At 63.8% G+C, this 23823-nt stretch carries 29 protein-coding genes; 10 read left to right on the top strand and 19 right to left on the bottom strand.

Annotated features, from left to right (window positions below; all coding sequences use genetic code 11):
• Positions 1-4: 4 nt before the first annotated feature.
• From ACYJ11_RS00390 to ACYJ11_RS00380, 3 genes are read right to left on the bottom strand one after another with little or no spacing between them, the layout of a single operon-like run.
• Positions 5-238, bottom strand: coding sequence for a hypothetical protein (locus ACYJ11_RS00390; RefSeq protein ID WP_005538457.1), 234 nt, complete (start codon positions 236-238; stop codon positions 5-7).
• Positions 231-506, bottom strand: coding sequence for a hypothetical protein (locus ACYJ11_RS00385; protein ID WP_461646340.1), 276 nt, complete (start codon positions 504-506; stop codon positions 231-233). The genes ACYJ11_RS00390 and ACYJ11_RS00385 overlap by 8 nt, the downstream gene beginning before the upstream one ends.
• A complete protein-coding gene (locus ACYJ11_RS00380) occupies positions 506-655 on the bottom strand; it encodes a hypothetical protein (RefSeq protein WP_461646339.1) in 150 nt (49 codons plus the stop codon). Before ACYJ11_RS00380 ends, ACYJ11_RS00385 begins: the two co-directional genes overlap by 1 nt.
• A 96-nt stretch (positions 656-751) precedes the next feature.
• On the opposite strand from ACYJ11_RS00380, the gene ACYJ11_RS00375 reads away from it, so the two are divergent.
• Positions 752-1969, top strand: a complete 1218-nt coding sequence (locus ACYJ11_RS00375; RefSeq protein ID WP_461646338.1) for a DUF7405 family protein — start codon at positions 752-754, stop codon at positions 1967-1969.
• Between the two features lie 54 nt (positions 1970-2023).
• Here the strand turns inward: ACYJ11_RS00375 and ACYJ11_RS00370 are convergent, their stop codons facing one another.
• From ACYJ11_RS00370 to ACYJ11_RS00345, 6 genes are read right to left on the bottom strand one after another with little or no spacing between them, the layout of a single operon-like run.
• Positions 2024-2155, bottom strand: a complete 132-nt coding sequence (locus tag ACYJ11_RS00370; protein ID WP_277347954.1) for a hypothetical protein — start codon at positions 2153-2155, stop codon at positions 2024-2026.
• A gap of 44 nt (positions 2156-2199) precedes the next feature.
• Entirely contained in the window at positions 2200-2544 is a 345-nt protein-coding gene (locus ACYJ11_RS00365; RefSeq protein WP_005538465.1) for a hypothetical protein, read from the bottom strand.
• Positions 2541-2684, bottom strand: a complete 144-nt coding sequence (locus ACYJ11_RS00360) for a hypothetical protein (RefSeq protein WP_170095872.1) — start codon at positions 2682-2684, stop codon at positions 2541-2543. Before ACYJ11_RS00360 ends, ACYJ11_RS00365 begins: the two co-directional genes overlap by 4 nt.
• Positions 2681-2947 carry a hypothetical protein gene (locus ACYJ11_RS00355; protein WP_461646337.1) on the bottom strand — a complete coding sequence of 89 codons (267 nt, stop codon included), beginning with the start codon at positions 2945-2947 and terminating at the stop codon, positions 2681-2683. Before ACYJ11_RS00355 ends, ACYJ11_RS00360 begins: the two co-directional genes overlap by 4 nt.
• Positions 2948-2995: 48 nt before the next feature.
• Entirely contained in the window at positions 2996-3775 is a 780-nt protein-coding gene (locus ACYJ11_RS00350) for a DUF7124 domain-containing protein (RefSeq protein ID WP_461646336.1), read from the bottom strand.
• Positions 3772-5544, bottom strand: coding sequence for an aldehyde ferredoxin oxidoreductase family protein (locus ACYJ11_RS00345; RefSeq protein ID WP_461646335.1), 1773 nt, complete (start codon positions 5542-5544; stop codon positions 3772-3774). Before ACYJ11_RS00345 ends, ACYJ11_RS00350 begins: the two co-directional genes overlap by 4 nt.
• A gap of 86 nt (positions 5545-5630) precedes the next feature.
• Here ACYJ11_RS00345 and ACYJ11_RS00340 point away from each other — a divergent pair, with 86 nt between their 5' ends.
• On the top strand, positions 5631-6236 hold the full coding sequence (locus ACYJ11_RS00340; RefSeq protein WP_461646334.1) for a molybdenum cofactor guanylyltransferase: 606 nt from the start codon (positions 5631-5633) through the stop codon (positions 6234-6236).
• A 27-nt stretch (positions 6237-6263) separates the two neighbouring features.
• Here ACYJ11_RS00340 and yqeC read toward each other — a convergent pair whose 3' ends face one another.
• Positions 6264-6983, bottom strand: a complete 720-nt coding sequence (gene yqeC / locus ACYJ11_RS00335) for a selenium cofactor biosynthesis protein YqeC (protein WP_461646333.1) — start codon at positions 6981-6983, stop codon at positions 6264-6266.
• A gap of 106 nt (positions 6984-7089) precedes the next feature.
• On the opposite strand from yqeC, the gene moaA reads away from it, so the two are divergent.
• The 3 genes from moaA to ACYJ11_RS00320 are packed head-to-tail and all read left to right on the top strand — an operon-like array spanning position 7090 to position 10377.
• On the top strand, positions 7090-8172 hold the full coding sequence (moaA, locus tag ACYJ11_RS00330; RefSeq protein ID WP_461646332.1) for a GTP 3',8-cyclase MoaA: 1083 nt from the start codon (positions 7090-7092) through the stop codon (positions 8170-8172).
• Positions 8173-8223: 51 nt separating this feature from the next.
• A complete protein-coding gene (locus ACYJ11_RS00325) occupies positions 8224-9309 on the top strand; it encodes a putative sulfate/molybdate transporter (RefSeq protein ID WP_461646331.1) in 1086 nt (361 codons plus the stop codon).
• Positions 9310-9363: 54 nt separating this feature from the next.
• The gene (locus ACYJ11_RS00320; RefSeq protein ID WP_005538474.1) at positions 9364-10377 is read left to right on the top strand and encodes a DHH family phosphoesterase; all 1014 of its coding nucleotides are present in this window, start codon (positions 9364-9366) and stop codon (positions 10375-10377) included.
• Between the two features lie 14 nt (positions 10378-10391).
• On the opposite strand, the gene ACYJ11_RS00315 is transcribed toward ACYJ11_RS00320, so the two are convergent.
• Entirely contained in the window at positions 10392-12314 is a 1923-nt protein-coding gene (locus tag ACYJ11_RS00315; protein ID WP_461646330.1) for a beta-CASP ribonuclease aCPSF1, read from the bottom strand.
• Between the two features lie 174 nt (positions 12315-12488).
• Between ACYJ11_RS00315 and ACYJ11_RS00310 the strand changes: the two genes are divergently transcribed.
• Entirely contained in the window at positions 12489-12671 is a 183-nt protein-coding gene (locus ACYJ11_RS00310) for a DUF5786 family protein (protein ID WP_004591885.1), read from the top strand.
• A 16-nt stretch (positions 12672-12687) separates the two neighbouring features.
• Here ACYJ11_RS00310 and ACYJ11_RS00305 read toward each other — a convergent pair whose 3' ends face one another.
• Complete coding sequence (locus tag ACYJ11_RS00305; RefSeq protein WP_004591886.1) at positions 12688-13038, bottom strand: glutaredoxin family protein; 351 nt, start codon at positions 13036-13038, stop codon at positions 12688-12690.
• Between the two features lie 72 nt (positions 13039-13110).
• Complete coding sequence (locus ACYJ11_RS00300; protein WP_005538476.1) at positions 13111-13353, bottom strand: BolA/IbaG family iron-sulfur metabolism protein; 243 nt, start codon at positions 13351-13353, stop codon at positions 13111-13113.
• A gap of 209 nt (positions 13354-13562) precedes the next feature.
• Here ACYJ11_RS00300 and ACYJ11_RS00295 point away from each other — a divergent pair, with 209 nt between their 5' ends.
• Positions 13563-13946: a thiol-disulfide oxidoreductase DCC family protein gene (locus ACYJ11_RS00295; RefSeq protein WP_461646329.1), complete on the top strand. Its 384-nt coding sequence runs from the start codon at positions 13563-13565 to the stop codon at positions 13944-13946.
• A 73-nt stretch (positions 13947-14019) separates the two neighbouring features.
• Here ACYJ11_RS00295 and ACYJ11_RS00290 read toward each other — a convergent pair whose 3' ends face one another.
• Complete coding sequence (locus ACYJ11_RS00290) at positions 14020-14430, bottom strand: CoA-binding protein (RefSeq protein WP_461646328.1); 411 nt, start codon at positions 14428-14430, stop codon at positions 14020-14022.
• A gap of 46 nt (positions 14431-14476) precedes the next feature.
• Positions 14477-14851 (bottom strand): winged helix-turn-helix transcriptional regulator, encoded by a 375-nt coding sequence (locus ACYJ11_RS00285; RefSeq protein WP_170095885.1) that lies wholly within the window; start codon positions 14849-14851, stop codon positions 14477-14479.
• A 229-nt stretch (positions 14852-15080) separates the two neighbouring features.
• Between ACYJ11_RS00285 and ACYJ11_RS00280 the strand changes: the two genes are divergently transcribed.
• On the top strand, positions 15081-15404 hold the full coding sequence (locus ACYJ11_RS00280) for a hypothetical protein (protein ID WP_188979379.1): 324 nt from the start codon (positions 15081-15083) through the stop codon (positions 15402-15404).
• On the opposite strand, the gene ACYJ11_RS00275 is transcribed toward ACYJ11_RS00280, so the two are convergent.
• Positions 15405-16622, bottom strand: a complete 1218-nt coding sequence (locus ACYJ11_RS00275) for an inorganic phosphate transporter (RefSeq protein ID WP_461646327.1) — start codon at positions 16620-16622, stop codon at positions 15405-15407. It lies immediately after the preceding gene.
• 479 nt (positions 16623-17101) lie between these two features.
• Here ACYJ11_RS00275 and ACYJ11_RS00270 point away from each other — a divergent pair, with 479 nt between their 5' ends.
• Both ACYJ11_RS00270 and ACYJ11_RS00265 read left to right on the top strand, forming a co-directional pair.
• Positions 17102-17797 (top strand): ThuA domain-containing protein, encoded by a 696-nt coding sequence (locus ACYJ11_RS00270; protein ID WP_461646326.1) that lies wholly within the window; start codon positions 17102-17104, stop codon positions 17795-17797.
• 266 nt (positions 17798-18063) lie between these two features.
• Positions 18064-19233: an NAD(P)/FAD-dependent oxidoreductase gene (locus tag ACYJ11_RS00265; RefSeq protein WP_461646325.1), complete on the top strand. Its 1170-nt coding sequence runs from the start codon at positions 18064-18066 to the stop codon at positions 19231-19233.
• Between the two features lie 176 nt (positions 19234-19409).
• Here the strand turns inward: ACYJ11_RS00265 and ACYJ11_RS00260 are convergent, their stop codons facing one another.
• The 3 genes from ACYJ11_RS00260 to ACYJ11_RS00250 are packed head-to-tail and all read right to left on the bottom strand — an operon-like array spanning position 19410 to position 23793.
• A complete protein-coding gene (locus ACYJ11_RS00260) occupies positions 19410-20633 on the bottom strand; it encodes an iron-containing alcohol dehydrogenase family protein (RefSeq protein ID WP_461646324.1) in 1224 nt (407 codons plus the stop codon).
• Between the two features lie 59 nt (positions 20634-20692).
• Positions 20693-22573 (bottom strand): molybdopterin biosynthesis protein, encoded by a 1881-nt coding sequence (locus ACYJ11_RS00255; protein ID WP_461646323.1) that lies wholly within the window; start codon positions 22571-22573, stop codon positions 20693-20695.
• The gene (locus ACYJ11_RS00250) at positions 22570-23793 is read right to left on the bottom strand and encodes a molybdopterin molybdotransferase MoeA (RefSeq protein ID WP_461646322.1); all 1224 of its coding nucleotides are present in this window, start codon (positions 23791-23793) and stop codon (positions 22570-22572) included. The genes ACYJ11_RS00255 and ACYJ11_RS00250 overlap by 4 nt, the downstream gene beginning before the upstream one ends.
• Positions 23794-23823: the final 30 nt, after the last annotated feature.

The following is a 23823-nucleotide window of genomic DNA, read 5'->3' as shown; positions in this document are numbered from 1 at the left end:
GGCGCTACCGGATTCGGAGCACGAGCCCCACGCTGGCGACGAGCCCAACGACCATCAGAACCTTCACCGCAGGCAGTAGGAACGCCATGGCCTGTTCCATGAAAAAGAGCGAACGCCAGGAGTGGACCGACCGTGCGATGACCGCGACGGCTCCCGCGCCCGCGACCAGCACGCAGAGGAGTGTGACCGAGGCGACCGCGACGACGCCGAAGGGATTCGCACGCAGTCGCTTACGCATCGGGGACCACCCGCCGGCCGACGACGAGAACCGCGTAGAGCGGGACGAGGACGACCAGCAGACGGCTGACGAATAGACCGATGAAGCTGATCGTCGATTCGAGGTGAATCTGCCAGTGCCAGCTCCCTTTGAGTTCGGCGATGAGGCCGATCGTGCCGACGACAAGCAGTGACAGCGCCAGCAGCGTAGCGAGGGTGTAGACCAGAATCCGAAGATATCCGAGGAGTGAGACGGCGGTCAGCCGGGAGTTCGATTGCTCGGTGGCCATCAGGTACCCTCTCCGGTCCAGTGCTGCTGATAGATATCGTACGTGATGACGGCGAGAATGACCAGCCCGACACCGAGGACCGCTGCGCCGGTGTCGGGTGGAAACGGGAGGTCCAGCCCCGATTTGGCATGCATGAGGGTTGTTAACATAGAATGCGATACGGACTGCCAAACAAAAACCATTGCGACCTGTTATCTTGAGACAAGGTTTTTCTCCACGTAGCCCCACCCCTGTGATAGTATACCATGACTTCGCGCCGCGGGCTGCTGCTTCGACTCTCCGCACTCACCGGAGCGGCTGGTCTCAGCGGCTGTTCGTCCCTGCTGGCCAGGCAAGCGGAGTCGCCGACAGGTGACCTCGAACCCAACCCACGGGCCGACGAACTCCCGATACGGCAACATGCTTGGAACGAGCGCCTTCGGAGCGACGCCGCCGGCAACAACCTGATACCCCGTCACTTCCGGCTGTTCATGCTGGATCTTGATACGGAACCGTCGGACGCGGCCGCAGAGACCGTCGAACTGGCGATGCGGACACTGGAAGACGCCTACGAGTTCGACAGCGGGGGACTCCTGCACATGCTCGCTTGGGGGACGAGTTACTTCGAGACCTACGGGTCGCTGGGCTCCTCGCCGATACGTAGCCCGCGAGTCCTCTCCCGGACGGACGACCCCGACCTGCAGTCTTTCGATGCGATGCTCGTCCTTGCGAGCGACGTTCCGTCGAACCTCACAAGCGCCGAGTCAGCGATGTTCGACACGCGGCCGACGCTCGCGGACGCGGAGATCCAGGGCCGACTCGGCGACGTGTTCTCCATCGTCGACCGTCGCGGCGGATTCATCGGTGGGGGACTCCCGGCGGCCCACGCCGACGCAGAAGGCGTCCCCGCCGATATCCCCGAAGACTCCTACATGTTCTCCGGCTTTTTCGCCGGCCGGGCCGGCACGCAGGCCAGCGAGGACCGCGTCACCATCGACGACGGCCCCTACGCCGGCGGGACGACGATACACCTCTCGCGAATCAACGAGGCCTTCGACAACTGGTGGGAACTCGCCCAGTCCGACCGCGTCCAGCGGCTGTTCTCGGCGGAGTTCTCTCCGGAGGACATCGACAGAGGTGACCTCCCCTTCGCCGACATGGTTCGCGAGCACGCGAGCAGCGACGGCGAAGTCGGCCACTTCGAGAAGGTCGCCCGCGCCCGCCAGGATGGTGAGCCGATTATCCTCCGGCGGGACTTCAACACGATCGACGGCGGTCAGGCCGGGATTCACTTCCTCTCGCTCCAGGCACGCCCGCGTGACTTCGAGGAAGTACGGGACGCGATGAACGGCTGGTGGCTCCGGGAAGAACACGAGGAACTCCGGGATCGGCAGAACAACGGGCTGCTGGAATTCATCGAAGTCGCGTCACGCTCGAACTTCTACGTCCCGCCGCGTGACAAACGGGCCTTCCCGGCCCCGTAGCTCTCGCTCACGCGTCGGTTCAGATGGAAAAAGCAGCGCGCAACCGACAGCAGCTCACTCCTCGTCGTCGTTCGTCGTGTCGTTCTGGTTCACGTCACCCGGCCAGACACCGTGGTCCCAGACCTCGAAACCGTTGAACGTCTCTGTCGCACCTTGGGGCTTCCACTCGGTTGATTCGTGTGCCATTGTATATCAACTGTCACAGTGGCCGGGCTTAAGTTTTGGTGCCGTCACTCAGACGGCGTCCCCGGCGGTTTCTGCTCGTCAGTCACGTCATCGAGGAACGCGTTGGCGTAGAGGTCGACGTGCATCTTCAGGGCCGTACTCTCGTCGATCCCGCTCTCTTCGGCCTGTCGACGGAGCAACGCGGCCAGTTCCTCGGTCGGTTCGTACCGTATTTCGCGGCCGTCGACCTCGAACGCAACGTCGTGGGACTGGGAGACGAGGTGTTCGATCTCCAGTAACGCCTGCTCGACTTTGGTCTCCATTGCCTCGTCGATGTCCTCTAATCGCCGGTCGGCCCACTCCTGGGCGGCCTCATACAGGCGGTCGCTCACCTCGAAGGTAAGCGTCAAAACGACACCCCCTCGCCCTCGAACTCGGGCGTCCACAGTGTCGTCTCCTCACACACCGGACAGTCCTGCCGGCGCGGCTTCCCCTCGAACGCCGAGAGGTCTATCATCTGCCCGCATTCCTCACAGCTGTAGTACGTCATTCTTCGGATGGGGGCCACGACTGTGGGGCCGGGTCTGACTCGGTAATCTCGGAGTAAAGAACCACGAGCGCCCCGAGTACGATGGTCAACACAAGCACACCGGCGATCCCGCCCAGTGTGTTCTGGCCGACGAATGAGGTTGTTCCGGTCATGAGGTCAACGGTCGACGCGACTTCGAACAGTGTCAGTAACAGCCAGACGAAGGCCCCCAGTACCACGAATGTGAGTATCTTCGACTGTTGGACCGCGGTTCGGAGTGTCATTTTCGTTCGTGTATGACAAAGACCAGCAAGCATTATAAATATACGGCGTCACCCGTCGACGAGGTCCCAGTCCGCTTTCTCGGCGGCGTCGGCGAGCGGGACGAACTCCCAGCCAGTCCGCTCTGCAATCGGCTCGTCGTCCGGGCGGCCGACGAGGACCATCCGCTCGGCGTAGAACATCGAGTGTTCGTCGATGTCGGCAAGCCGCTCGGCCGGTTCCTGGCCCGCACCGCTGAAGAAGTCGGCGTCGATGCCGTGGTCGCGCTGGAACTTGTTGATGACAAACGCATCCACGTCGCCGACGATGCCGACCCAGTCGGCCCATCCTCGCGCCTCGCGAAACACCAGTTGCGGGTCGGCGAACTGTCGGGCCGCGTCGTAGGTCACGGCCAGCGTCATGTCGTCGATGCCGCCACCGTGCGGGCCGCTCGCCTCGACAGACTCCTCGCCAGCGGTGGGATCTTCGGCGACGTTCGAGGCCGGGTCAGTGTCAGTCGCGGGTGCGCCGCCTGCGCCGCCGCTGTCCGTCGGGATGCCGACCGGCTTGTTCTTGTTCTCCCGGGGGACGTGGGGGACCGCCTGGCCTCCGGGGTCCGCGCTGGCAGTGTCTGCTCCGTTCCCCTCCATACCAGTGTCTGCATCAGTCTCCGTACTCGTGGCCGCGCCGTGGCTCTCAGCCTCGGCGTCGCTGTCGGGACGTACCGATACAGTCCCGTGGTCGGGTTCGTCCTCGGGGTCGCCCTCCCCGCTCCAGAACCAGTCGCCCCTGTTCGGCGTCTCCTCGTCGTCCTGTACGTCGAGTTCGTCGAGGTCGATTTCGTCTGTCATTCTCCGAGTGTCGTGTCCGCTGGTCGTGTCGCTCGGTCGACGGCATCCGTGAGGCCGAGTCGCTCGATGGTCTCGGGTGTGGGGCAGCCGTCGGCGTCCCAGCCCCGCTGGCTGTAGTAGGCGTCGAGCATCGCATCGAAGGACTCGGCGTCGATTGCCGCGCCCGCGTTCGGGCCCGAGTCGAGCGGTTCCTGCAGCTTCGCCGGGAGTTCGTCGTCGGCCCGCGAGATCCCCTCGCGAACGTTGAACAGGCGCGTAAGCGTCCAGACGCGCTCACCGACCGTCGCGAGGTCGCCGTCCGTATCGAGGCCGATAGCGTCGAGCCACTCCGCGCCGAGGTCGTCGAACACGTCGCCGACGAAGTCGTCGACGACGAGACACCACAGCGCCGAGCGCTGGTCCTGTTCGCGGATGACGGCCGCGGCCGCCCGCTCGGGACTCCAGTCACCGTCGAAGGCTTCCCGCTCGATGGGGAGCGCCCGCCGGTGACAGGCCCCGCGGTCGCTGGTCGCGTACGCAAGTGCCATGCTCCGCGCGCCGCGGGGGTCGTAGGCGGGCAGTTCCATGGCCTTGATCGTCGGCAGGAGGTCGTCCCCGCCAAGACGGGCCGAGGCCGCGTCGACGCCGTCAGCCAGGGCGTCGCCGAGCGGCGTCTCCCGTGCGACGATTTCTTCGAGGAGTGCCCGCGCATCCTCGGGACTCCCGTACTCGAAGGATTTGTCGAGCAGGCCGGCGTCGCTGGCCTTGATGGCCCACGCGACGGCGCTCCCGGCGCTGATGAGGTCTAAACCCAGTCGGTTGCATGTCTCACCGAGCGCTGCCACGGCGTCGAAGTCGTCGATGCCGAGCCCAGCCCCGAGACTCATCGCCGTCGCCCCGCGAGGGATAGTCTCGCCGTCCTCTGTCTGGACGCGGAACCCGCCGGGGTTGTCCTCGTCGTCGTACTCTCGGCCCGCGGCGAGTCTCTGCACGGCCTCGATACCGACGCCGTCGGCCCCCTCGAACTGACCGTCCTCCCAGCCACGCGTCGAGAGCGCGCCGACTTCGTTGGCGAAATCGATCGTCTCGACGGTCCCGCTGGCGTGGAGCCACTGCCCGGTGTCGCCCTCGCGGTACCGCTGTGCGTACTGCTCCCGTAGTTCCGCGAGGTCCGTCGGCGGCTCGCCACGGACGACGACGGCCTTCAGCTGTTTTGCGCCCATCACAGCTCCGGCACCGCCCCGGCCGGCGTGGTGTTCGCCGCCGTCGGAGGCGATTGTCGCGAACGCGACGCCCTGCTCACCCGCCGGACCGATACACGCCACCGCGGCCTCTGGGAACGCCTCATCGGTCTCAGCCGTATCCTTGCCCCACGTCTCGGCGGGTTCGACTGTCGCGCCGTCGTCCGCGACGACGAGTGTGACCGGTTCCGGTGCACGTCCGGTGACCAGAACTCCAACGTGGTCCTGCAACGCGCCAGCCAGCGTATCCGGGAACGTCCCGCCCGCATAAGAGTCGAGGAAACCGCCGGTCAGCGGCGACTTCGTGACCGCGGCATATCTTGTCTCGCCCGGCAACAGTCCGGAAACCGGCCCAAGCATGAACAACAGGACGTTTTCAGGGCCTAACGGATCGGTGCCGGCGTCGAGTTCGTCGTACAGGTATCGAGCGCCGAGTCCCTTCCCGCCCACGAACTGACGGCGCCAGGCCGCCGGAACCGGACGGCTCTCGACCGACGCCGACGACAGGTCGACGTGGAGCATCCGGTCCCGGTTGGCTACTGTCATCATACCTCACTCCTCCGTCTGTCGACTAAAGGATTGTCCCCACCAATCATGCACGAAGCACCTTTCCGCCAGCCCCGAGAAGCCGGGATATGCGCGCTGGAGTCATTGTTGCAGGCGGCCGGTCGACGCGGTTCGGCGACAGCGACAAGGCCGTCGCCGACCTCGCTGGGACGCCGATGATTCGGCGCGTCGCCGACCGCCTCGGCGAAGCCGTCGACGAACTCGTCGTGAACTGCCGGGAGGACCAGGTCGAGGCCATCGACGCGGCGCTGTCGGACCACGCGCTCGACCCGACGTTCGCGCTCGATGAGGACCCCGACCAGGGGCCGATGGCGGGCATCGCGACCGGGGTGGGGGCCGTCGACAGCGAGTACGCCGCCGTGGTGGCCTGCGATATGCCGTTTGTCGATCCGACGTTCGTCGACTACCTGTTCGAGCAGGCGGCATCCCACGAGGCCGCAGTGCCGCGCCCGGACGAGTGGTTCCAGACGACACAGGCGGTGTATCACGCGGACGCGATGCATGACGCCTGCCGGCGAGCGCTGGAGCGCGGCGAGCACAAGGTCGTCGAGCCGCTGTTCGATCTCGATTACGTTGTCGTCGAGCGCGAGGACGTACTCGAACACACCTCACTGGATACGTTCAAGAACCTCAACACCCGCGAGGAGTTCGACGCCGCGGCCAAACGCTTCTGAACGAGCGGGGCCGGTGTCGCCTCGCTCTCAGACGACTGCCACCAGCGGGTCGTCGCTCCGCATCTCAGCGAGGACGACGCGCGGGACGTCGACTCGATCATGAATCGCCTCGGCAACGGTCCGCGCGCTCGCTTCGAGTCCCTCGTCGTCGACCATGTTGAGCAGCGGAACCGCGGTCGCGTTGGCTGGCACGTCTTTCAGTCCGCCCTGGTCGCTCGCAAGGACCGCGGCAACATCTCTCGGTCGAATCTCGTCGCCGGGGTCAAGCCCTGTAATCGCGGCCACCTCGTCGACTCGGTGAACGATGTCGTCCGTCAGCGGTTCGCCGACGACGTGTGCGCTCGCGATGGGGACGACCGTCGAAGCCGTCGATGGGAGCTGTGGCTCGCGGTCGCTCGGCGCTTTGAACTCCCGCATCCGCGCGCCGTCGGCTTTCACCAGAATCGGGTGCCCGATGTCAGCCAGGTTGGCAACGGTTTCAGGGTCGTAGCCGCGGTAGCGGTCCGGTCGCTCCTGTACTGGCACAACACCCAGCGGCCACGTAGACGCCGTATCGATGGCTGTCTGTGGAGTCTCCGTCACGACAACGTCCGCGACCCAGCCGTCGAAAATCGGAATCCGGACTGTCGCGGTGACGACTGCGCGCTCCAGTCGCGCTGCGAGCGCTGCCATCGTTGTCTTCTTTCCCCCAGCGCCGACGAAGCAGGTGGTCCCGTGTCGCGCGTCCAGCGCGTCGACGATGTCCATACCCAGTGCAGGGCGGTGGTCTGGTTAATCGTTCCCCTGTATCCGACGACGGAACCGGAACAGTCACGCCATTTAAGAGGCTGTGCTGTGAACAGTTAGCAAGGATATGCTCGAAGACGACTTCGGTCGCGAGGTCTCCGGTGTCCGCGTCTCCCTCACCGACCGGTGTAACTTCGACTGCGTCTACTGCCACAACGAGGGACTGGGCGACACACGGGGCCCGATGGAGGCACAGGACGACGAACTCACTGCCGACACCATCGTGGCCTTCCTCGAAGTCGCCGCCGAGTTCGGGGTCGACTCGGTGAAGTTCACTGGCGGGGAGCCGATGCTCCGGGAGGACTTAGAGGAGATCGTCCGGCGCGCCCCCGACGAGATGGAGGTGTCGATGACGACCAACGGCACCTTCCTCCCCGGCCGCGCCCCGGACCTCGTCGACGCGGGCCTCGAGCGGGTCAACGTCTCGCAGGACGCCCTCGACAGCGAGGCCTTCGCCGAACTGACCCAGAGTGGGGCCTACGACCGCGTCCTCGAAGGCGTCGAAGCGGCGCTTGACGCCGGTCTCGAACCGGTGAAGCTCAACATGGTCGTCTTCGAGCCGACCGCGGGCTACGTCCCGAAGATGGTCGATCACGTCGCCGAGAACCCCGGTCTCCAGCTCCAGCTCATCGAATACATGCCGGAACTTGCCGGCCACCCGGAGTGGGCCATCGACATCGACCGCGTCCACGACTGGCTCGAGGACCGCGCCGACACGGTCGAACATCGTGAGATGCACGACCGCAAGCGCTACTGGATACACAGCAGCGATGCGGCGGCCGAAAGCAATGGCACTGCCACTTCGCTGGCCGCGTCCGACGGCGGGATACGGACGGAACCGATCAACAACCGCAACAGCGGGATGGTCGAAATCGTCGACCCCGTCGGCAACGAGAACTTCTGTGCGAACTGCCACCGCGTTCGGCTCACCCACGACGGCTATCTCAAGGGCTGTCTGAACCGAAACGACGACCTGCGTGACATCGGCACGACCAAGGGGTCGATGCGCGCCGCGTTCCGCGAGACGGTCGACACCCGCGTCCCCTACTACGGCGAGTACATGGTCGAAACCGAGGACGGCGAGTGGGAGATAAACGAGGAGTACATCGACACCGACGGGGACCGTGCGCCCTACGAGTACTCGGAGTAGCGGCCACCGCGGACGGGCACGCTCACTGTTTCGCCGTCGATCTAGACCGTCATGAGTTTCCCGTTCCGCGAGCAGACGACGGTTTCGCTGTCGTGGAATGAACTGACCGGCGCAATCGGGGACTCGGCGACGGTGCTTCCGGTCATCGTGGCTGTCGCCGTGCTGACGGAGCTATCGCTCCCGGTCATGCTCGTCTGGTTCGGCGTGTTTCAGGTTGTCTGGGGGCTGTACTACGGTGTTCCGATATCAGTCGAGCCAATGAAGGCCTTCGCCGCGCTGGTCATCGCCGGGACCATCTCGACTGGGGAACTCGTCGTCGCAGGGCTCTTGCTGGCTGGTATCCTGCTCGCGCTCGGAACCACGCGGTCGCTCGAAACAGTCAATCAGTACGTCGATGACACCGTCGTTCGTGGGGTACAACTCGGCGTCGCGCTGGTCCTGCTGGAGACGGGTGTCGACCTCGGGGTTAGTGATCCGAGACTCGTGGCCGTCGCCGTCGGCGTGGTAGCCGTCCTTGCACTCCTGGGCTACAGCGGCCAGAGCGCCTTCGCCGTCTTCGTCCTGGGTGCTGGCATTGCCCTCGCGGAAACCGGAATCCCGACGCCGACCGTTCCAGCGGTTGACGCCATGTTCATGCTCCCAAGCATGACGCTGTCGGTACAGACGGCGGAGGCCGTCCTCGCCCAGATCGCGGTCACGGTCGGCAACGCCGCCCTCGCCACGTCGGTCCTGCTCGCAGACTACTTCGACCGGGACGTGTCGGCGGACCAGCTCTCGAACAGTATGGGGCTGATGAATCTGGTCGCGGTCCCGTTCGGCGCGTTCCCGATGTGTCACGGAAGCGGCGGCGTCGCCGGAAAGTACGCCTTCGGGGCCAGAACGTCCGGCGCGAATTTGATACTCGGCGCGGGCTACGTGCTGACCGCGTTCCTCGCCGTCGGCGTCATCGCGGCCTACCCGACAGCCCTACTCGGAGTCATTCTGGTATTGATCGCCCTGCAGTTGGGCTGGACCGGCGTTTCTAAGGCGGACGACGTGGCGGTCGTCGCTGCAATCGGTGGCCTCGGCGTGCTCGTCAACCTCGGTCTCGCGTTCGTCCTCGGTATCGTCGTCCAGCAGCTTCGTGCTCGATTGTGATGGTACGATTGCCCCCACACGCTTGTATTAGGAGGCCGAAGTGTCGACCAATAGATGCGCCCCGCAACGGAACTCGAAAACCTACTCGGAGAGGCGGACTCTCTCACCATTGTCTGTCACAACAACCCCGACCCCGACTGTCTGGCCAGCGCGCTCGCGCTCGGTCGCATCGCGGCCGCCGTCGGCATCGACGAGCGGCGGATCCTCTACAGCGGCGAGATATCACACCAGCAGAACCGGTCGTTCGTCAATCTACTGGAGATGGACCTCCGGGAGTTCGACGCGGCCGACGTGACCGACCGCGAATCCTCGGAACTGCTCGCCTTCGTCGACCACTCGATTCCGGGGTCGAACAACCGGGTCCCCGAAGATGTCTCGGTCGACATCGTCATCGACCACCATCCCGCCGAGGATATCAGCGCCCGGTTCGTCGACCACCGCGTGGAGATCGGGGCGACGGCGACGATACTGACCGAATACCTGCGGGACCTCGAAATCGAACTCGACGACCGGCTGGCAACTGCGTTGCTGTTTGCCATCCGGCGGGAGACGCTCGGGTTCCTCCGCGGCGTGACGCCGGACGAGTACGGCGCGGCCGGTTTTCTGACCGGAACGGCCGATTCGGATCTGTTGCGACAGCTCTCCTCGCCATCTGTCAGCGGCGCGACCGTCGACGCCATCGCGGACGCAATCGAGAACCGGACGGTCAGGGGCTCAGTGTTGATATCGCACGTCGGCAGGACGGGGGAGCGGGACGCGCTCCCGCAAGCAGCCGACTACCTGGCGACGCTTGAGGGCGTCGAGACGGCCATCGTCTTCGGTATCGTCGAGGACACCATCCAGCTCAGCGCCCGCTCGACGGACTCCCGAGTCAACATCGGTGATGTTCTAAGCGAGTCCCTGGGCGATGTCGGGAGCGCAGGGGGCCACCGCGAGATGGCTGGCGGCGAGGTGCCGCTCGGTATCTTCGCCGACTACACGAGCGACGACGCTGTCCTCGTCGACATCGTCGAGCAAGTGATCTCGGCACGGCTGTTTGCTGGATTAAACCTCTCGGAAGAGAGCTAAACGGCGTCTGCCGTTCAGGACAGCCGGAACGTTTCGAGGTTCTTCGGGTTGTGCGTCCGCATATTGAACTTCTGGTACAGCGCCGAGGACAGCTGGTTCGTCGTTGACGCGTCACCGTGGACACAGAGGACCTTCTCCGGCCGCGGGTGCATCGTCTCGACGAACGACTCAAGTCCCTGCCGGTCGGCGTGGCCAGAGAAGCCGTCGACCGTCTCTACGTTGAGCCGGAGGCTCACCCGCTCGGCGCGTGGCCCGCTCGTATCGCCCATGGTGATTTCGTCCTGCCCGCGCTGGATCTGGCGACCGAGCGTCCCTTCGGCCTGGTAGCCGACGAACGCCATGGTGTTGTCCGGCTCGCTGCCCAGCAGCCGGAGCCAGGACATCACGGGACCGCCGGTGACCATCCCGGAAGTGGTCAGGACAATGCACGGCTCGTCGTCGGCGATGTCCTGTCGCATCTCGTCGCCGCCGTCGACCTGCTCGAACTGCTCGGCGAGGAACGGGTTCTCGTCCTCGTAGAGGATGCGCTGGCGGAGGTCGTCCCGGAGGTACTCCGGATACGCGGTATGGATGGCTGTCGCCTCTCGAATCATCCCATCGAGGTACACCGGCATCGTCGGGATCTCGCCCTTTCGCATCGCCTCTTCGAGGACGAGCATGAGTTCCTGGGACCGACCTACGGCGAAAGCCGGAATCAGCACCTTGCCGTCGTTCTCGTAGGTCTCGTTGATAACGTCCTTGAGAACCCGCTCGGAGTCTGATTGATCGGTCTGATAGTCGTTCTTGCCGCCGTAGGTCGATTCCAGTACAAGCGTCTCGACCCGCGGGAAGTCGTTGACAGCGCCGTCGAGCAGGCGGGTGTCCTTGTAGTGGATGTCCCCGGAGAAGGCGACGTTGTACCGCCCTTCGCCGATGTGGAAGTGACACACCGCCGACCCGAGGATGTGGCCGGCGTTGTGCATCGTGAGCTTGATGTCGGGCGCGATGTCGGTGACGTTGCCGAACTCCAGTGGAATCGTGTGTTTCAGCGCGTCACGGACCTGCTGGCTCTCGTAGGGCGGGGTGCGGCCCTCCTTGGAGGCCACGTCGAGGTAGTCCAGCTGGAGCAGGCCCATCAGATCCCGCGTCGGCGCAGTCGTGTAAATCGGCCCGTCGTAGCCGTACTTGAATAGGATGGGGATGAGCGCGGAGTGGTCCAGGTGCGCGTGTGTCAGGACGACGGCATCGAGGGAGTTCGGCCCGGCCGCGAGGGCTTCGGGTGCCTGAAGATATGGGACCTCGCCCTCGGCACCGGGCTTGTCGCCACAGTCGATGAGGATACGGGACTCCGGCGTCGAGAGGATGAAGGCGGCGCGTCCGACCTCGCGACAGCACCCGAGCGTGGTGAGCCGCACCCAGTCTTCGTCGCTCGTGGTCGGTCGGTTGATCTGGCGGCCGACACGCTGGAGGATGTCCCGTCGTTCTTCCCGTTCCTGCTTGAGGTAGTTACGGACGTTCGAGACGGTCGAAGACTCCATCGGCGGCGTCCGGACGACCTCGGGGGTCCAGCCGACGGAGGCGGAGATCTCGTCCAGCGTCGCGCCATGGCGACCGATGACGCGGCCGGGCTTTTCGGCCTCGATGAACACTTCACCGGTCTGGCGGTCGAAATCCAGGTTCTGGACACCGGCGTCCTCGGGAATCGTCTGCGTGATTCGTGCCCGGGCTTCGTTTGGCGGGACGAGGGCTTCCTGCGTAGGGCGGACGTTGATGCGTTTACGCAGCGTCTGTGCGAGGTTTCTGACGATCCCGTCGCGGTTGGCGACCGTCTGTGCGTCCGGCGTATAAATAACCAGTTCCGGTCCCTCGAACGCGACGGATTCGATTTCGATGTCGTCCGGTGTCTCTTCTTCGACCTGTGCTTTGATTCGATCAAGTGTCTCGTCTGCGGAACTCATAAGTTTGGAGATGGAGGCCCGATAGCCGTCGGTAAAACCACGGCTCTCGACTGCCGTTATCTAGCGGGAGTGCAAGCACGGTAAAGAACCTTTGCTTGTCTCGGTATGTCATCGTATGGTCGTGTCTCGGCAGGAACCGGCGAGTTTTAGTGTAAGACTCCGAGTTGTAGGTGTATGGGCTTTGGTAGCTACGATGAATCCGAACAGAAGGACAACGACGTAGATGCAGACGACAGCGAGGGCGTTGCGGTCCACGAAAACGACCACGACGGATCGGTCTCTTTCGAGACGGAGGCGACCACGAGCGACCTCGTCGACAAACTCGGCGACATGAAAGACGAAGACGACGAGGCGTAAGGGCCTCGAATACCAGTCAGAACGGCGATTCCTGCCCGACCTTTTCCGCGAGTTCGCCGCGCTCGTCGAGTTGTTCGAGAATGTCACTGCCGCCGATGAATTCCCCGTCCACGAACGTCTGTGGAATCGTCTCGCGCCCGCTGTGGCGCTCTAGCGCCTCCCGATAGGCGTCGGTTGCCTTCAGAACATCCACTGTCTCGATGTCGTCGCGGTGCTGTTGCAGCAGTCCGAGGGCCTTCTTCGAGTAGCCACACTGTGGCATCAGCTCGTTGCCTTTCATGAACAGCACGACCTCGTTGTCCTCGATGACGCTGTCTACTTGGTCCGTGACCTCTTCCGGCGAGAGTTCTTCGGGCTCGAATGCCATACCCTCACTAACGGCGTCGGCAATAAAGGCGTACCGACGGGTCGAGCGGAACCGCACCGCCGGGGCGCACGGCTACTCGGCTTCCTCGGGCGTCAGCGTCGTCAGCTCGATGGCGTGAATGTCGCGAGTGAGATGGTCCCCCAGCGCGTCGTGAACAAGCTGGTGCTGGTCGACCAGCGACTCGCCCTCGAATGCCGGCGAGACCACGCGTACGGCGTAGTGTTTGTCGTCGTCGGGGTCCCGCGGTGTGGTGACCGTCGCCCGCGCCTTCGGAAGCGTTTCCTCTATGAGTTCGGCGACCGCATCCTCGTCCATACGCGCTCTGAAGAGAGCGGCAGGCAAAACAGTTGGCGTCGCGGCCACCGACTGAGCGATAGCTACCGGCCGAATGCGACCAGTCCCGGGGCGGAAGCCAATCGTCACGACCAGTTTGATAGCCCGTCTCGTTTGTCCTTGCGGAGACCGGCCGCCTCTCCCTGCCGGCTGAACCACAGGTGTTTGTGCCCCGGGCACCTAACTCGACTATGAGCGACGCAACGCTCGTCTACGACGACGACTGCGGGTTCTGTACGTGGTGGGCGGACTTCATCGGCGAGCGGTCCGACCTCGCAATTGTCGGGTTCACCGAGCTCGATGCCGACCTGCTTGCACGCCTGCCGGACGACTACGAGTCCTGTTCGCATCTGGTGACCGAGGATACCGTCTATTCCTGCGGGGAATCAATCGAAACCGCACTTACACACACGGAACTCGGTAAGCCAGCACGGCCGCTGGTTTCGTTCCTCCGCCAGTTCGAAGACTACGAGCGGTTCCGCGAGCAGGCCTATCGGCGGGTCGCCGACAACCGTTCGAAGTGGGGAAAGGTCATGTCGAAGACGCCGCCAGCGCGCAGAAATAGTTCGGACTAACGACACAGATAGCGGACCGGTGGACACCGTTCTCACATCGAGCAGCGGTAGTTCGCGACAGCCGTCCGTCGACTCACCCCATCAGTTGTTGGTGGGTCGGTTTCATACAGCGGTCCTGAACGACGCGGCGGCCGGCCGCTTCGGCACGTTCGACGGCGTCGTCGTCGTGGATGCCGAGCTGGAGCCAGATGACGGCGTCGTCGTCGCGGTCCAGTGCTGCGTCGACGATATCGCTGACCTCGTCGCTTGGCCTGAATACGTCGATGATGTCTATGTCACCGGGGACCTCCGCCAGTGAGTCGTAGGCCTTCTGCCCGAATATCTCGTCAGCGAAGGGATTGACCGGAATCACGTCGTACCCTTGTTGGTTGAGGTACTTCGGAATCTCGTGTGCGTCCTTGCCGGGGCTGGTCGAGCACCCGACGACGGCGACGCGGTCCAGTTCGAGGATCCCTTGGAGTTCGTCGTCCGAAGTAACAGGCATATACGACAGTTCGTCGGGCAGGAACAAAAGCGATTGCCTGCGGAACCTATCCTGTGGGCTCGTCGGCCTCTGTCGGTTCCTGCAGGTAGGTTTCGCCCCACGCTGCCATTTCGGTGATCACGGACTCCAGTGACTCCCCGTGTTCGGTGAGGGAGTAATTGACGCGAAACGGCTGTTCGTTGATTACTTCCCGATCGACGAGCCCCTTTTCCTGCAGGTCTTCGAGGCTGTCGGAGAGCACTTTGGACGAAATCCCATCGACGTTCTCTTTGAGTTCGTTAAATCCTGAGGGGCCGTTATCAAGCAGTCGGTGGATGATAACGGGGTGCCACTTCTTCCCGATAAGGGACGCCGTCGTGGTGATGGGACACCAGTCCTCGCCAGCACACCAGACGGAGAGCTTCTCCGGTGAATCACTCATATCTTGCCGTGTTTTCGGGCGCGGCTGGCTAATAACTACCCCTGTACAGGTAGCCAGAATACATCGTCCGGGACCCACATCGAGAACAGTAGTTGAAACCGATTCTCTCAACGCACGGATTGCTACCTGTTACGTCTGCCCGCTGAGGAACATGCAAGCCATACCGAACGACAGACCCGCCGGTCTCGGTAGCCGTGACTTTTACCCGCGTCGAGGAGCCAGATTCGCTATGGATCTTCAGGTCGCTGGACTGGAGGATCTCGAAGAGCGGGTTCGAAAGGCAGCCGATCGAATCGGTGAACTTCAGGCGGGGACGCGAGTCCACTCGGACACGTTCTTTTCCCAGCAGTTCATGCGCAACCACACTGAGTTCGACTCGTTTGACTCGTTCTGTACGCAGAGCCCGCTCACTCTCAATGACATCAGCGACGTCCAGGACGCCCCTCGCGACCAGCTCAACGAGTACATCGCCGCCACAACCGACTTCGAGACGTGGGAGGGGATGAAAACGCAAGCGGCAGAAGAAGATATCATCGACCAGATCGTTTCCTGATTACGCGATTCCGGGCACCGCGTGCAAGAGGATATACAGCCCGTAGCTGATAATACCCGCACCCACCATCGATCCGACCCACGATCCGACAGTGATGCCGACTTTCCGGGGAGAGACACCACTTCCTCCGGATGAACTCGCGGCGAGACCACTGCCGACAATACTGGCGATCATCACCTTGTTGAACGAGATAGGAATCCCCAGCACGATCGCGAGTTGGGCGATCAGAAACGCCGGAATCAGGGCGGCGATCGACCGTCGCGGTCCGAGTGAGGCGTACTCGTTCGAGACGGCTTGAACGAGCCGTGGTCCCCGGATCCACGCACCGAGGAGGATGCCACCACCGCCAAGCGCGAGCAAGTAGATCGACGAGAGCTGGAGGTCCGTCTCGAAGATAGTTTCGAGTGGTCCGGTCGCGAGCCCGACTTGCGTGCCACCGCTGGTGAACACGACGATGAGTCCCAGTGCGACCAGAAACTGATTGATTCCCGCTGTCTCATCGCGGTGCAACAGTGCGCGTGTCCCGGCGAGTGCGAGAAGTCCACAGACGACACTTACGGCGACCATCCCGAGCGTGTAGGACCCGCCGATAGATGTGGGCAGCAGGTGGTACGTGGTAGCGAGGTATCGGGCAACAGACCCCTGAGCGCCGCTCGCTGTCGGAATGACGGTAAGCTGGATGTTGGCCAGGGCATACCCGACTGCCCCACCGAGGACGGGAATCCCGATGATTTCTGGCACGGATTCGCTCCGAAGGCCACGCGCGAGTCCGTATGCAAGAACACCCTCAAAGATGGGAATCGCGAACCAGAACCCGAGGATGACGACGTATTCGTCGATGGCGAACCCCCCACCGAGTGCGATGCCCGCGCCGATCATCGCTCCCGTGACAGTGAACGCCGATGGAATCGGATACCCGTAGGTGTTCCCGATCGTGATGAGTGTCGCCGCGGTGAGTAATGCTGCTGCGGCGGCGAGCGGCGTGATCGTCACGCCGGTCACGAGGTCTTTCCCGATGGTCTCGGAGATGCTGCCTCCCTGAAGGATTGCCCCCAGCCCGGCCACGACCCCGACAAGCAGGGCCGCGCGGAGAACCGAGAGTGCGTTTGCTCCGACGGCGGGAGCAACGGGGGCCGAGTTACTGTTTGCCCCGACGGTGAAGGACATGAACAGCGCCGCGAGCAGCGCAATCGCGAGAACGAGAATCACGGACGCCATGGATTCAGTGCCCCCGATACGGTCTCTGGTAGTGAGTTATCGAGAACGATCGGTTACAGCCACGTATCCACATTTGTCCACAAACCGTATCACGGGACGGATGAACCCATCGAACTGACCTATATCGGCTGGTGGTGGGCCAATCGTCTCGATAAGTAATCTGGTTTATTCAAGTGCTGTATTCAGATGGCCGCCAACACAAACCTCACAGTTCGACGTGGTTCGATCGCTTGAGAGAGACCACACGTAGAATAGCCATCTGCTCACTTCCGGTAGCCTCTGTCAGAACCGTCTCGTGAGCGGGTGCCGCTAGGGCAATTGCTGTGGATCGTCGAGCCAGCCGTTCACACTGTTTCAAAAAATACGCCACACAACGGAACCGGTACCGAAACCACTCCGACCGTTCCCCATTCTGGTCCTTTGCTTTCAGTCGGAAGAGAGTAGCCATATTTTTCTCTGGTTATTCAGTGTATTCTTGTATGGCTGCCGTCACCGTGTGGAACGAAAACCAGCACGAACGGGCGACAGGCCCGGCCAATGCGATGTACCCCGACGGGATCCACACGACGTTGGCTGCAATGCTTGCTTCCTACGGCCACGCCGTTCAGACAGCGACACTCGATGACCCTGCCCACGGACTAACCGAGGCTGTACTCGCCGAAACTGATGTGTTACTGTGGTGGGGGGATGTCGCACACGATGCCGTCAGCGATGCGACTGCGAGCCGCGTCGAGCAGGCCATCCGTGACGGGATGGGGTTCATCCCGCTCCACTCCAGCCACGAATCGAAGCCGTTCGAGGCGCTCATGGGTACAACTGGCACCCTGCGCTGGCGCGAAGAGGGCGAGCGTGAGCACGTCTGGATCGTCGAATCGGACCATCCCATTACCGACGGACTTCCAGAGGAGTTCGAACTCGAACGTGCCGAAATCTACGGAAAGGGGTTCGACCTACCGATACCGGACACTCTAGTGACTGTAAGTTGGTGTGACGACGGCACGGTGTTTCCCAGCGGGTGTTGTTACTACCGCGATGCAGGGCGGATATTCTACTTCCAACCCGGCCACGAGACGTTTCCAGTGTACCACCAGCCGGTCGTCCAGAAGCTCCTACACAACGCGGTTACGTGGGCTGCGCCGAATGAGACCGATCACCACCGCGCTGGACAGTCTTGACAGTAAGGACACGCGGCGTGTTGTCTGCCGAGTTTCAGTTTACTTCCCCCTGTTCGATTGACTGGTCGGAACGGATAGACTGTGTAACAATGTGATTAGGAGCCATCTTCAACGACGGTAGGCGCTGTTTTCTCTCGGGAGGGTGACCGAAGGCGACTGCAAACTTAGGAGGGTGGACCATGACCGTGAGTCAGTATGCGAGGACAACAGCGGAGCCGTAGACCGATTCCAAAGGGTTTGTATCTGATGACTCCGGAGAGTGGCCTATGACAGAGAACGTGGTCGTGCTCGGAGCGGGGTACGCTGGCGCGGGGGCAATCAAGAGTTTAGAGGACGAGTTAGATGGTGAGACGGACATTGATGTCACGTGGGTTTCTGAGACGGATTATCATCTGGTCTTGCACGAGTCTCACCGCTGCATTCGGGACCCGAGCGTCCAGGAGAACATCGCTATCCCCGTTCACGAGATCAAACAGCCCTCGACCGCATTCATTCAGGACGAGGTCGTCGGCATCGACACTGATGCTCAGGAAGTCAACCTCGCCGATTCCGACACCGTCGAGTACGACTACTTGCTCGTGGGGCTGGGCTCCCAGACGGCCTTTTTCGGCATCGAAGGACTCGAAGAGTACGCCCTGACGCTCAAGAGCCTCGACGACGCCCTTGACATCCACGACAAGATCCAACAGGCCGCCCGCGACGCTTCTACAAACGACCCAGCACAGGTCGTCATCGGCGGCGCTGGCCTCTCCGGTATCCAGACCGCCGGCGAGGTTGCCGAGTTCCGCGACGAACACAACGCGCCCATCGACATCCACCTCGTCGAAGGCCTCGATCAGGTCCTGCCCAACAGCGACCCCGAACTTCAGGGTGCCCTGCGCAAGCGCCTGGAGGCCGCCGACGTGAACATCAAGTGCGGGGAGTTCATCGGCGAGGTCGACGAGGAGACGGTCTACATCGGCGATGAGGACGAACTGGACTACGACGTACTGGTCTGGACCGGCGGCATCACCGGCCGCGATTGCATGCAGGACGTTGACCTCGACAAGGACGAGCGCAACCACCGCGTCCACGCGGAAGGGAACTTCCAGACCGAGGACGAGCGCGTCTTCGCTATCGGTGACTCGGCACTGATTGACCAGCCCGGCGACCAGCCCGCCCCGCCGACCGCTCAGGCCGCCTGGCAAGCCGCCGAGGTCGCCGGCGAAAACCTCGCCCGGGCGGCGCGAGGACAGCCGCTCAAGACCTGGACCCACAAGGACAAGGGCACAGTCGTTTCGGTCGGCGAGAAAGCTGTCGCCCACGACGTGGTGAACATGCCTATCGAAACCTTTGGCGGGCTGCCTGCGAAACTGCTGAAGAAAGCGATCGCCGCCCGCTGGATCAACGATGTCACCGGCGTGGGTCGGGCCGCCAAGGCCTGGCCCGACATGTAGTATCTTTTTACTGCAGGGGATTTCCTCGCGCCTCCGGCGCTGCGGGAACCCCCTTTGCAAAAATCTACGCTAAAAACGACCTTCTCGCTCCCGCTGGTCGCGAGAAGTGAAACCGCTCGCCACTGGCGAGCGGTATGCCATCTCCTATCGCGCCGCTGAAATGCGTTCGGTGCGGGCTACCAGGCCGACTCCAGCACGTCGACAATATCCTCTCGGGTTGGCTCCAGCCCCGACGGGATGTTCGTCATGAAGGCGTCTTCGAGGACGGCATCGGCAACTTCGGGGAACTCCTCTTGGCCAGGTCCGGCTACGTCCCGGAGTCGTGTCGGCAGCCCCAGCGCTCTCACCACCTCACTGACTCGGTCGACGACCGCAGCACCGGAGTCGGAAGCATCGCCGACGCCGAGCGCGTCGGCCAAGAGCGACCGCCGACCGTCGACCTGCTCGAAGAGATATGAGAGTGCGTGTGGGGCAATGACTGCGTGGGCCGCGCCCTGCTGGACCTCGTAAGTCCGGGTCAGCCCGTGGCCGAGGGCATGGATCAGTGAGAGCGTCGTCCCGTCTGTCCGCGAGATGCCGTACTGGACGAGCATGATCCCTTGAGTGATCGACTGGTACGCCCACGGGTCGTCGTCACCGGTACCGAACGCGAGCAGGCCTTCGGTGAGCAGACCGAGGCCACGGGAGGCTGTAGCGTCGGTTATCGGCGTTGCGGTGGCTGCGTATATTGTCTCGAGACCCTTATCGAAGCCGTTCATCGCCGACGCCGCGAGGACCGACCGGGGCGTCGTCGCGATCAGTTTGGGGTCGTAGCAGACGGCTTCGGGCATCAGTTTCGGATCGCCGACACCACCACTGGCCGGTTCGTCTACGGGGGAGGTGTCGGGCGCGGCTGTGACCCCGGCGACGATAGAGAGATCAGCGCCGGCCAGCGTTGTCGGGACGGCGATAATCGGTGGCAGCTCTGCTTCGGGGACAGCTATCGTTCCGGAGTCGACGAAGGCTCGACCGATGGTCGCGGGGTCGCGATCGGTCGACGCGAGAACGCTGATGATTTTCGCCACGTCGAGACTGCTCCCACCGCCGACGGCCACGAGACAGTCGGCATCAATCTCCCGGAAGCGTTCGAGACCATCGTAAGCGGTGCCGAGTCGCTTGGCTGGCGTCGTTTCCGCGAAGATGCCGGCCAGTCGGTCGCCGAGTCCCTCTCGAACGGGGGCCATCACGGCCGGCGTCTCACCGACGGTAGCACCACAGACGACCAGTGCGCGGTCGTAGCCCTGTGCGTCTAACTCCGTGCCCAGTGTACGGGCGGCATCGGGTCCGTACCGAAGAACGGCGGGATCGTACTCGAATCGAAACGGGGCATCGAGGTCGCCGGGGACCGGTGTGTCGGTCATCTGTGACATACTCCGTCGCGCTCGTCTTTAGGCCTTCAGGTCGTCAGCGCCGTCGCTCCCTACTGGGGCTCCATCCCGGCTATCCCGTCGGCCAGCGAGCCGAGATCGTCGAGGGCCTCAGCGAGCGCGTCGACGCTGTCTTTCTCCCGTCGGTCCGGGTTCGCGAGCACCCGAACTGATTCGGTCCCGAGCGGGACGAACCCGAGGTCGAGTTTCGCCGCCGTGGCACGGAGGCCGAGGCCAACGTCTGCATCACCTGTCAGGACCTTCCGAGCGGGACTCTCGTGCGCCTTCGTCGTGAGTTCGTAGCCGTCGATAGCATCGACAACTTCGGCACGGCCGATGCCCCGGTCCTCGCCGATATCATCGAGCGCGTCGTCGAAGCTCCGACGCAGTCCGGAGGCGGTGTCACGGTTGACGAAGCGGTAGTCTCCGTCGATGAGGTCACCCAAATCGGACACGTCGGTATCAGCACCGATGACCAGCCCCCACTCGCGCCGCCAGCCGCCAATGTCGGTTGCGTCGTGGTCATCGGCTGCCGGTCCCGCAACGACCGCGATGTCCGGGACGCCGTTGCCGAGGCGGCGGAGCCCCTCCGTCGACCCGAGCGGGAGATACCGCGGGCGAGAGACGGTATCCAGCAGGCGCGAGAGGAGCGGGTCGTCCTCACCCATGCCCAAGAGCGTCGGCGGCCTGACTGCCGGGGAGAACAACGTTACGTCGACTGCCTCCCCTTCGGCAAGGTAGTCAGTCCCCGGTGGCACGTCGACGAAACCGTCGGCGTCGACGAGGCTCGTCGTCGCGCCACTGCCCTTATCGACGGGGTAGACCAGCAGCGACTCCGTTTCGTCCTCGACCAGACCGGCTGGCATGAGGCGTCTGCGCCCCTCGCCGTAGCGTTCCTGGACGGCCATCGTGCCAGACACCGTTGCTGTCTGTGGCGGGTCCCGACCAGCGGCATCCCGGACCGCCGGGGCGACGAAGGTCTGGAAGATAGTCAGTGCTGACACTGGATACCCTGGCAGACCGACGTACGCCGAGTCGCCGATGGTGCCCACGAGCATCGGCTTGCCGGGTTTGACGGCGACGCCGTGAAGCCTGAGTTCGCCGCGTTCCTCGATGACGCGGTAGATGACATCCACCGCGCTCGCGCTGGTCGACCCCGACGAGAGGACGAGGTCACATTCGTCGGCCGCTTCGTGGAGCAACCGCTCCATCTCCTCGTAGTCGTCGCCGGCGTGGGGGTACATCACCGGGTCGCCGCCCGCCTCCGCGACCGCCCCAGCCAGCGTGTAGCTGTTTACGTCGTATATTTGGCCGGCAGCGCTGTCGAGCGGGTCTCCGGGCCGGACGAGTTCGTCGCCGGTCGAGAGGATGCCGACCTGCGGCCGGCCACGCACCGGGACCTCGTCGACGCCCAGCGCCGACAGGAGTCCAATTTCACGCGGTGTGATGCGCGTTCCGGGACCGAGTGCTCGCGCCCCGGCCGCGATGTCCGCGCCGGCGAGCATCACGTTGTCACCGGGTGCGACGGACGTGCGTATCTCGATGCCGTCGTCCGTTTCGGTCGTCCGCTCGACCATCACGACAGCGTCCGCGCCGGGGGGCATCACCGCGCCGGTCGATATTTCGGCGACCGAGCCCGGCTCTACCGTCACGTCGGGTTCCTCGCCGGCGTGGACCTCCCCGGCGACGGACAGCGCGACCGGGTCGGCCTCGTCAGCGCCGAAGGTGTCTCTGGCGTGGACAGCGTAGCCGTCCATGCTCGCACGGTCGAACCCCGGCACGTCGATGCCGGCGTCGATCCGCTCAGCGAGCACGCGGTCGCGGGCGTCAGCCAGCGGGACCGTTTCCGGGTCGGGGTCGATGTCGAGGCCCGCGACGACCTTGTGGGCCTCTTCGGGCGACGCGAGGTCACGGAACTCCCGCCGGTCGCTCACTGTGACCACTCCCAGTCCTCGACGATCACGGTGTCACCGGCGTCGTACCCCTCCACGGACTCCGGCACGACGACCCAGCCGTCGGCGAGTGCGACGCTTGAGAGGACACCGGAGCCGCTGGCCCGCGTCAGCGTCGCGGTCGTTTGCTCGTCCACGTCCTCGTCGTGCAGTTCCACCCGCGCGTAGGTTCGGGTCCCCGGCTCGCTGGCGATCTTCCGCGTCAGTTCGGCTTCGGTCGTCGGCGGGTCGGTCGACGGGAGATGGCCGGCCCGCCGAAGCGCCGGTCGGAGGAACTGAACGGCGTTGACGATGCAGGCGACCGGATAGCCCGGGAGCATCAGAATCGGCGTCTCCTGAGACACGCCGAGCGCGACCGGGTGGCCCGGTTTCAGCGCGACGCCGTGGACCAGCACCTCGCCGATTCCGTCGACGACCTCCGGCAGCAGATCGCGCTCGCCGACGGAGGACCCGCCGGTCGTCACCACGAGGTCGTGATCCAGATCATCCGTGATGGCGGCCCGAAGTGCGTCGATATCGTCGGTGACGATGTCGCGGTAGGTCGCGTCGCCGCCCCAGCGCTCGACGTACTGCGTGACGGTCTGGCCGTTCGTCTCGATGACCTCGCCTGGGTCTGGGTCGTCCTGCACCAGTTCTTCCCCCGTCGGAATCACGCTGACAGTCGGCCGCTCGTACACTTCCACAGTGTCGTTCCCGACCGATTTCAACAGCCCGAGGTCCGACGGTCGGAGTCTGTGGCCGTCCTCGTACAGTGTCTGCCCTTGCTCCACGTCTTCGCCGACAGGGGCGACGTTCTCCCCACCGGCGACCGCATCAAACACTGTGACACTGTCGCCGGTCACCTCAGTCTCCTCGACCATCACGACGGCGTCGGCACCCGCCGGGAGTTCGCTTCCCGTGTGCACGCGGGCCGCTGTGCCCGTTGTCACCGCCTCATCGACCCGAAGTGATGCCGGGGACCGCTGGCTCGCGCTGAACGTGTCTTCGGCTCTGACAGCGAAGCCATCCATCGCCGCGCGGCGGTAGTGGGGCACCGCTCGCTCAGCGGTGATTTCACCCGCGACGACACGCTCGTCGGCATCACGCAGCGAGACGCGCTCCGTCCGTCCGTGTGGCGTCACTGCGTCCAGCAGCGTCTCCCTGGCCGTCGTCACCGGGGTTCTGTCCTTGAATCCGGCTGACTTCCGGGACTCGTTGCTCATATGTGTACGAATGGCCGGCACACCAAAAAG

The sequence above is a fragment of the Haloarcula sp. H-GB5 genome (genome assembly GCF_054850705.1).
Note: the sequence above shows the minus strand (reverse complement) of the source record. Positions and strands in the feature narration are given on the sequence as shown.

What these genes read in the sequence shown, in the direction of transcription:
- ACYJ11_RS00390 (WP_005538457.1), bottom strand. Translation starts at nt 238, where the DNA reads ATGCGTAAGCGACTGCGTGCGAATCCCTTCGGCGTCGTCGCGGTCGCC.
- ACYJ11_RS00385 (WP_461646340.1), bottom strand. Translation starts at nt 506, where the DNA reads ATGGCCACCGAGCAATCGAACTCCCGGCTGACCGCCGTCTCACTCCTC.
- ACYJ11_RS00380 (WP_461646339.1), bottom strand. Translation starts at nt 655, where the DNA reads ATGTTAACAACCCTCATGCATGCCAAATCGGGGCTGGACCTCCCGTTT.
- ACYJ11_RS00375 (WP_461646338.1), top strand. Translation starts at nt 752, where the DNA reads ATGACTTCGCGCCGCGGGCTGCTGCTTCGACTCTCCGCACTCACCGGA.
- ACYJ11_RS00370 (WP_277347954.1), bottom strand. Translation starts at nt 2,155, where the DNA reads ATGGCACACGAATCAACCGAGTGGAAGCCCCAAGGTGCGACAGAGACG.
- ACYJ11_RS00360 (WP_170095872.1), bottom strand. Translation starts at nt 2,684, where the DNA reads ATGACGTACTACAGCTGTGAGGAATGCGGGCAGATGATAGACCTCTCG.
- ACYJ11_RS00355 (WP_461646337.1), bottom strand. Translation starts at nt 2,947, where the DNA reads ATGACACTCCGAACCGCGGTCCAACAGTCGAAGATACTCACATTCGTG.
- ACYJ11_RS00350 (WP_461646336.1), bottom strand. Translation starts at nt 3,775, where the DNA reads ATGACAGACGAAATCGACCTCGACGAACTCGACGTACAGGACGACGAG.
- ACYJ11_RS00345 (WP_461646335.1), bottom strand. Translation starts at nt 5,544, where the DNA reads ATGATGACAGTAGCCAACCGGGACCGGATGCTCCACGTCGACCTGTCG.
- ACYJ11_RS00340 (WP_461646334.1), top strand. Translation starts at nt 5,631, where the DNA reads ATGCGCGCTGGAGTCATTGTTGCAGGCGGCCGGTCGACGCGGTTCGGC.
- yqeC (WP_461646333.1), bottom strand. Translation starts at nt 6,983, where the DNA reads ATGGACATCGTCGACGCGCTGGACGCGCGACACGGGACCACCTGCTTC.
- moaA (WP_461646332.1), top strand. Translation starts at nt 7,090, where the DNA reads ATGCTCGAAGACGACTTCGGTCGCGAGGTCTCCGGTGTCCGCGTCTCC.
- ACYJ11_RS00325 (WP_461646331.1), top strand. Translation starts at nt 8,224, where the DNA reads ATGAGTTTCCCGTTCCGCGAGCAGACGACGGTTTCGCTGTCGTGGAAT.
- ACYJ11_RS00320 (WP_005538474.1), top strand. Translation starts at nt 9,364, where the DNA reads ATGCGCCCCGCAACGGAACTCGAAAACCTACTCGGAGAGGCGGACTCT.
- ACYJ11_RS00315 (WP_461646330.1), bottom strand. Translation starts at nt 12,314, where the DNA reads ATGAGTTCCGCAGACGAGACACTTGATCGAATCAAAGCACAGGTCGAA.
- ACYJ11_RS00310 (WP_004591885.1), top strand. Translation starts at nt 12,489, where the DNA reads ATGGGCTTTGGTAGCTACGATGAATCCGAACAGAAGGACAACGACGTA.
- ACYJ11_RS00305 (WP_004591886.1), bottom strand. Translation starts at nt 13,038, where the DNA reads ATGGCATTCGAGCCCGAAGAACTCTCGCCGGAAGAGGTCACGGACCAA.
- ACYJ11_RS00300 (WP_005538476.1), bottom strand. Translation starts at nt 13,353, where the DNA reads ATGGACGAGGATGCGGTCGCCGAACTCATAGAGGAAACGCTTCCGAAG.
- ACYJ11_RS00295 (WP_461646329.1), top strand. Translation starts at nt 13,563, where the DNA reads ATGAGCGACGCAACGCTCGTCTACGACGACGACTGCGGGTTCTGTACG.
- ACYJ11_RS00290 (WP_461646328.1), bottom strand. Translation starts at nt 14,430, where the DNA reads ATGCCTGTTACTTCGGACGACGAACTCCAAGGGATCCTCGAACTGGAC.
- ACYJ11_RS00285 (WP_170095885.1), bottom strand. Translation starts at nt 14,851, where the DNA reads ATGAGTGATTCACCGGAGAAGCTCTCCGTCTGGTGTGCTGGCGAGGAC.
- ACYJ11_RS00280 (WP_188979379.1), top strand. Translation starts at nt 15,081, where the DNA reads ATGGATCTTCAGGTCGCTGGACTGGAGGATCTCGAAGAGCGGGTTCGA.
- ACYJ11_RS00275 (WP_461646327.1), bottom strand. Translation starts at nt 16,622, where the DNA reads ATGGCGTCCGTGATTCTCGTTCTCGCGATTGCGCTGCTCGCGGCGCTG.
- ACYJ11_RS00270 (WP_461646326.1), top strand. Translation starts at nt 17,102, where the DNA reads ATGGCTGCCGTCACCGTGTGGAACGAAAACCAGCACGAACGGGCGACA.
- ACYJ11_RS00265 (WP_461646325.1), top strand. Translation starts at nt 18,064, where the DNA reads ATGACAGAGAACGTGGTCGTGCTCGGAGCGGGGTACGCTGGCGCGGGG.
- ACYJ11_RS00260 (WP_461646324.1), bottom strand. Translation starts at nt 20,633, where the DNA reads ATGACCGACACACCGGTCCCCGGCGACCTCGATGCCCCGTTTCGATTC.
- ACYJ11_RS00250 (WP_461646322.1), bottom strand. Translation starts at nt 23,793, where the DNA reads ATGAGCAACGAGTCCCGGAAGTCAGCCGGATTCAAGGACAGAACCCCG.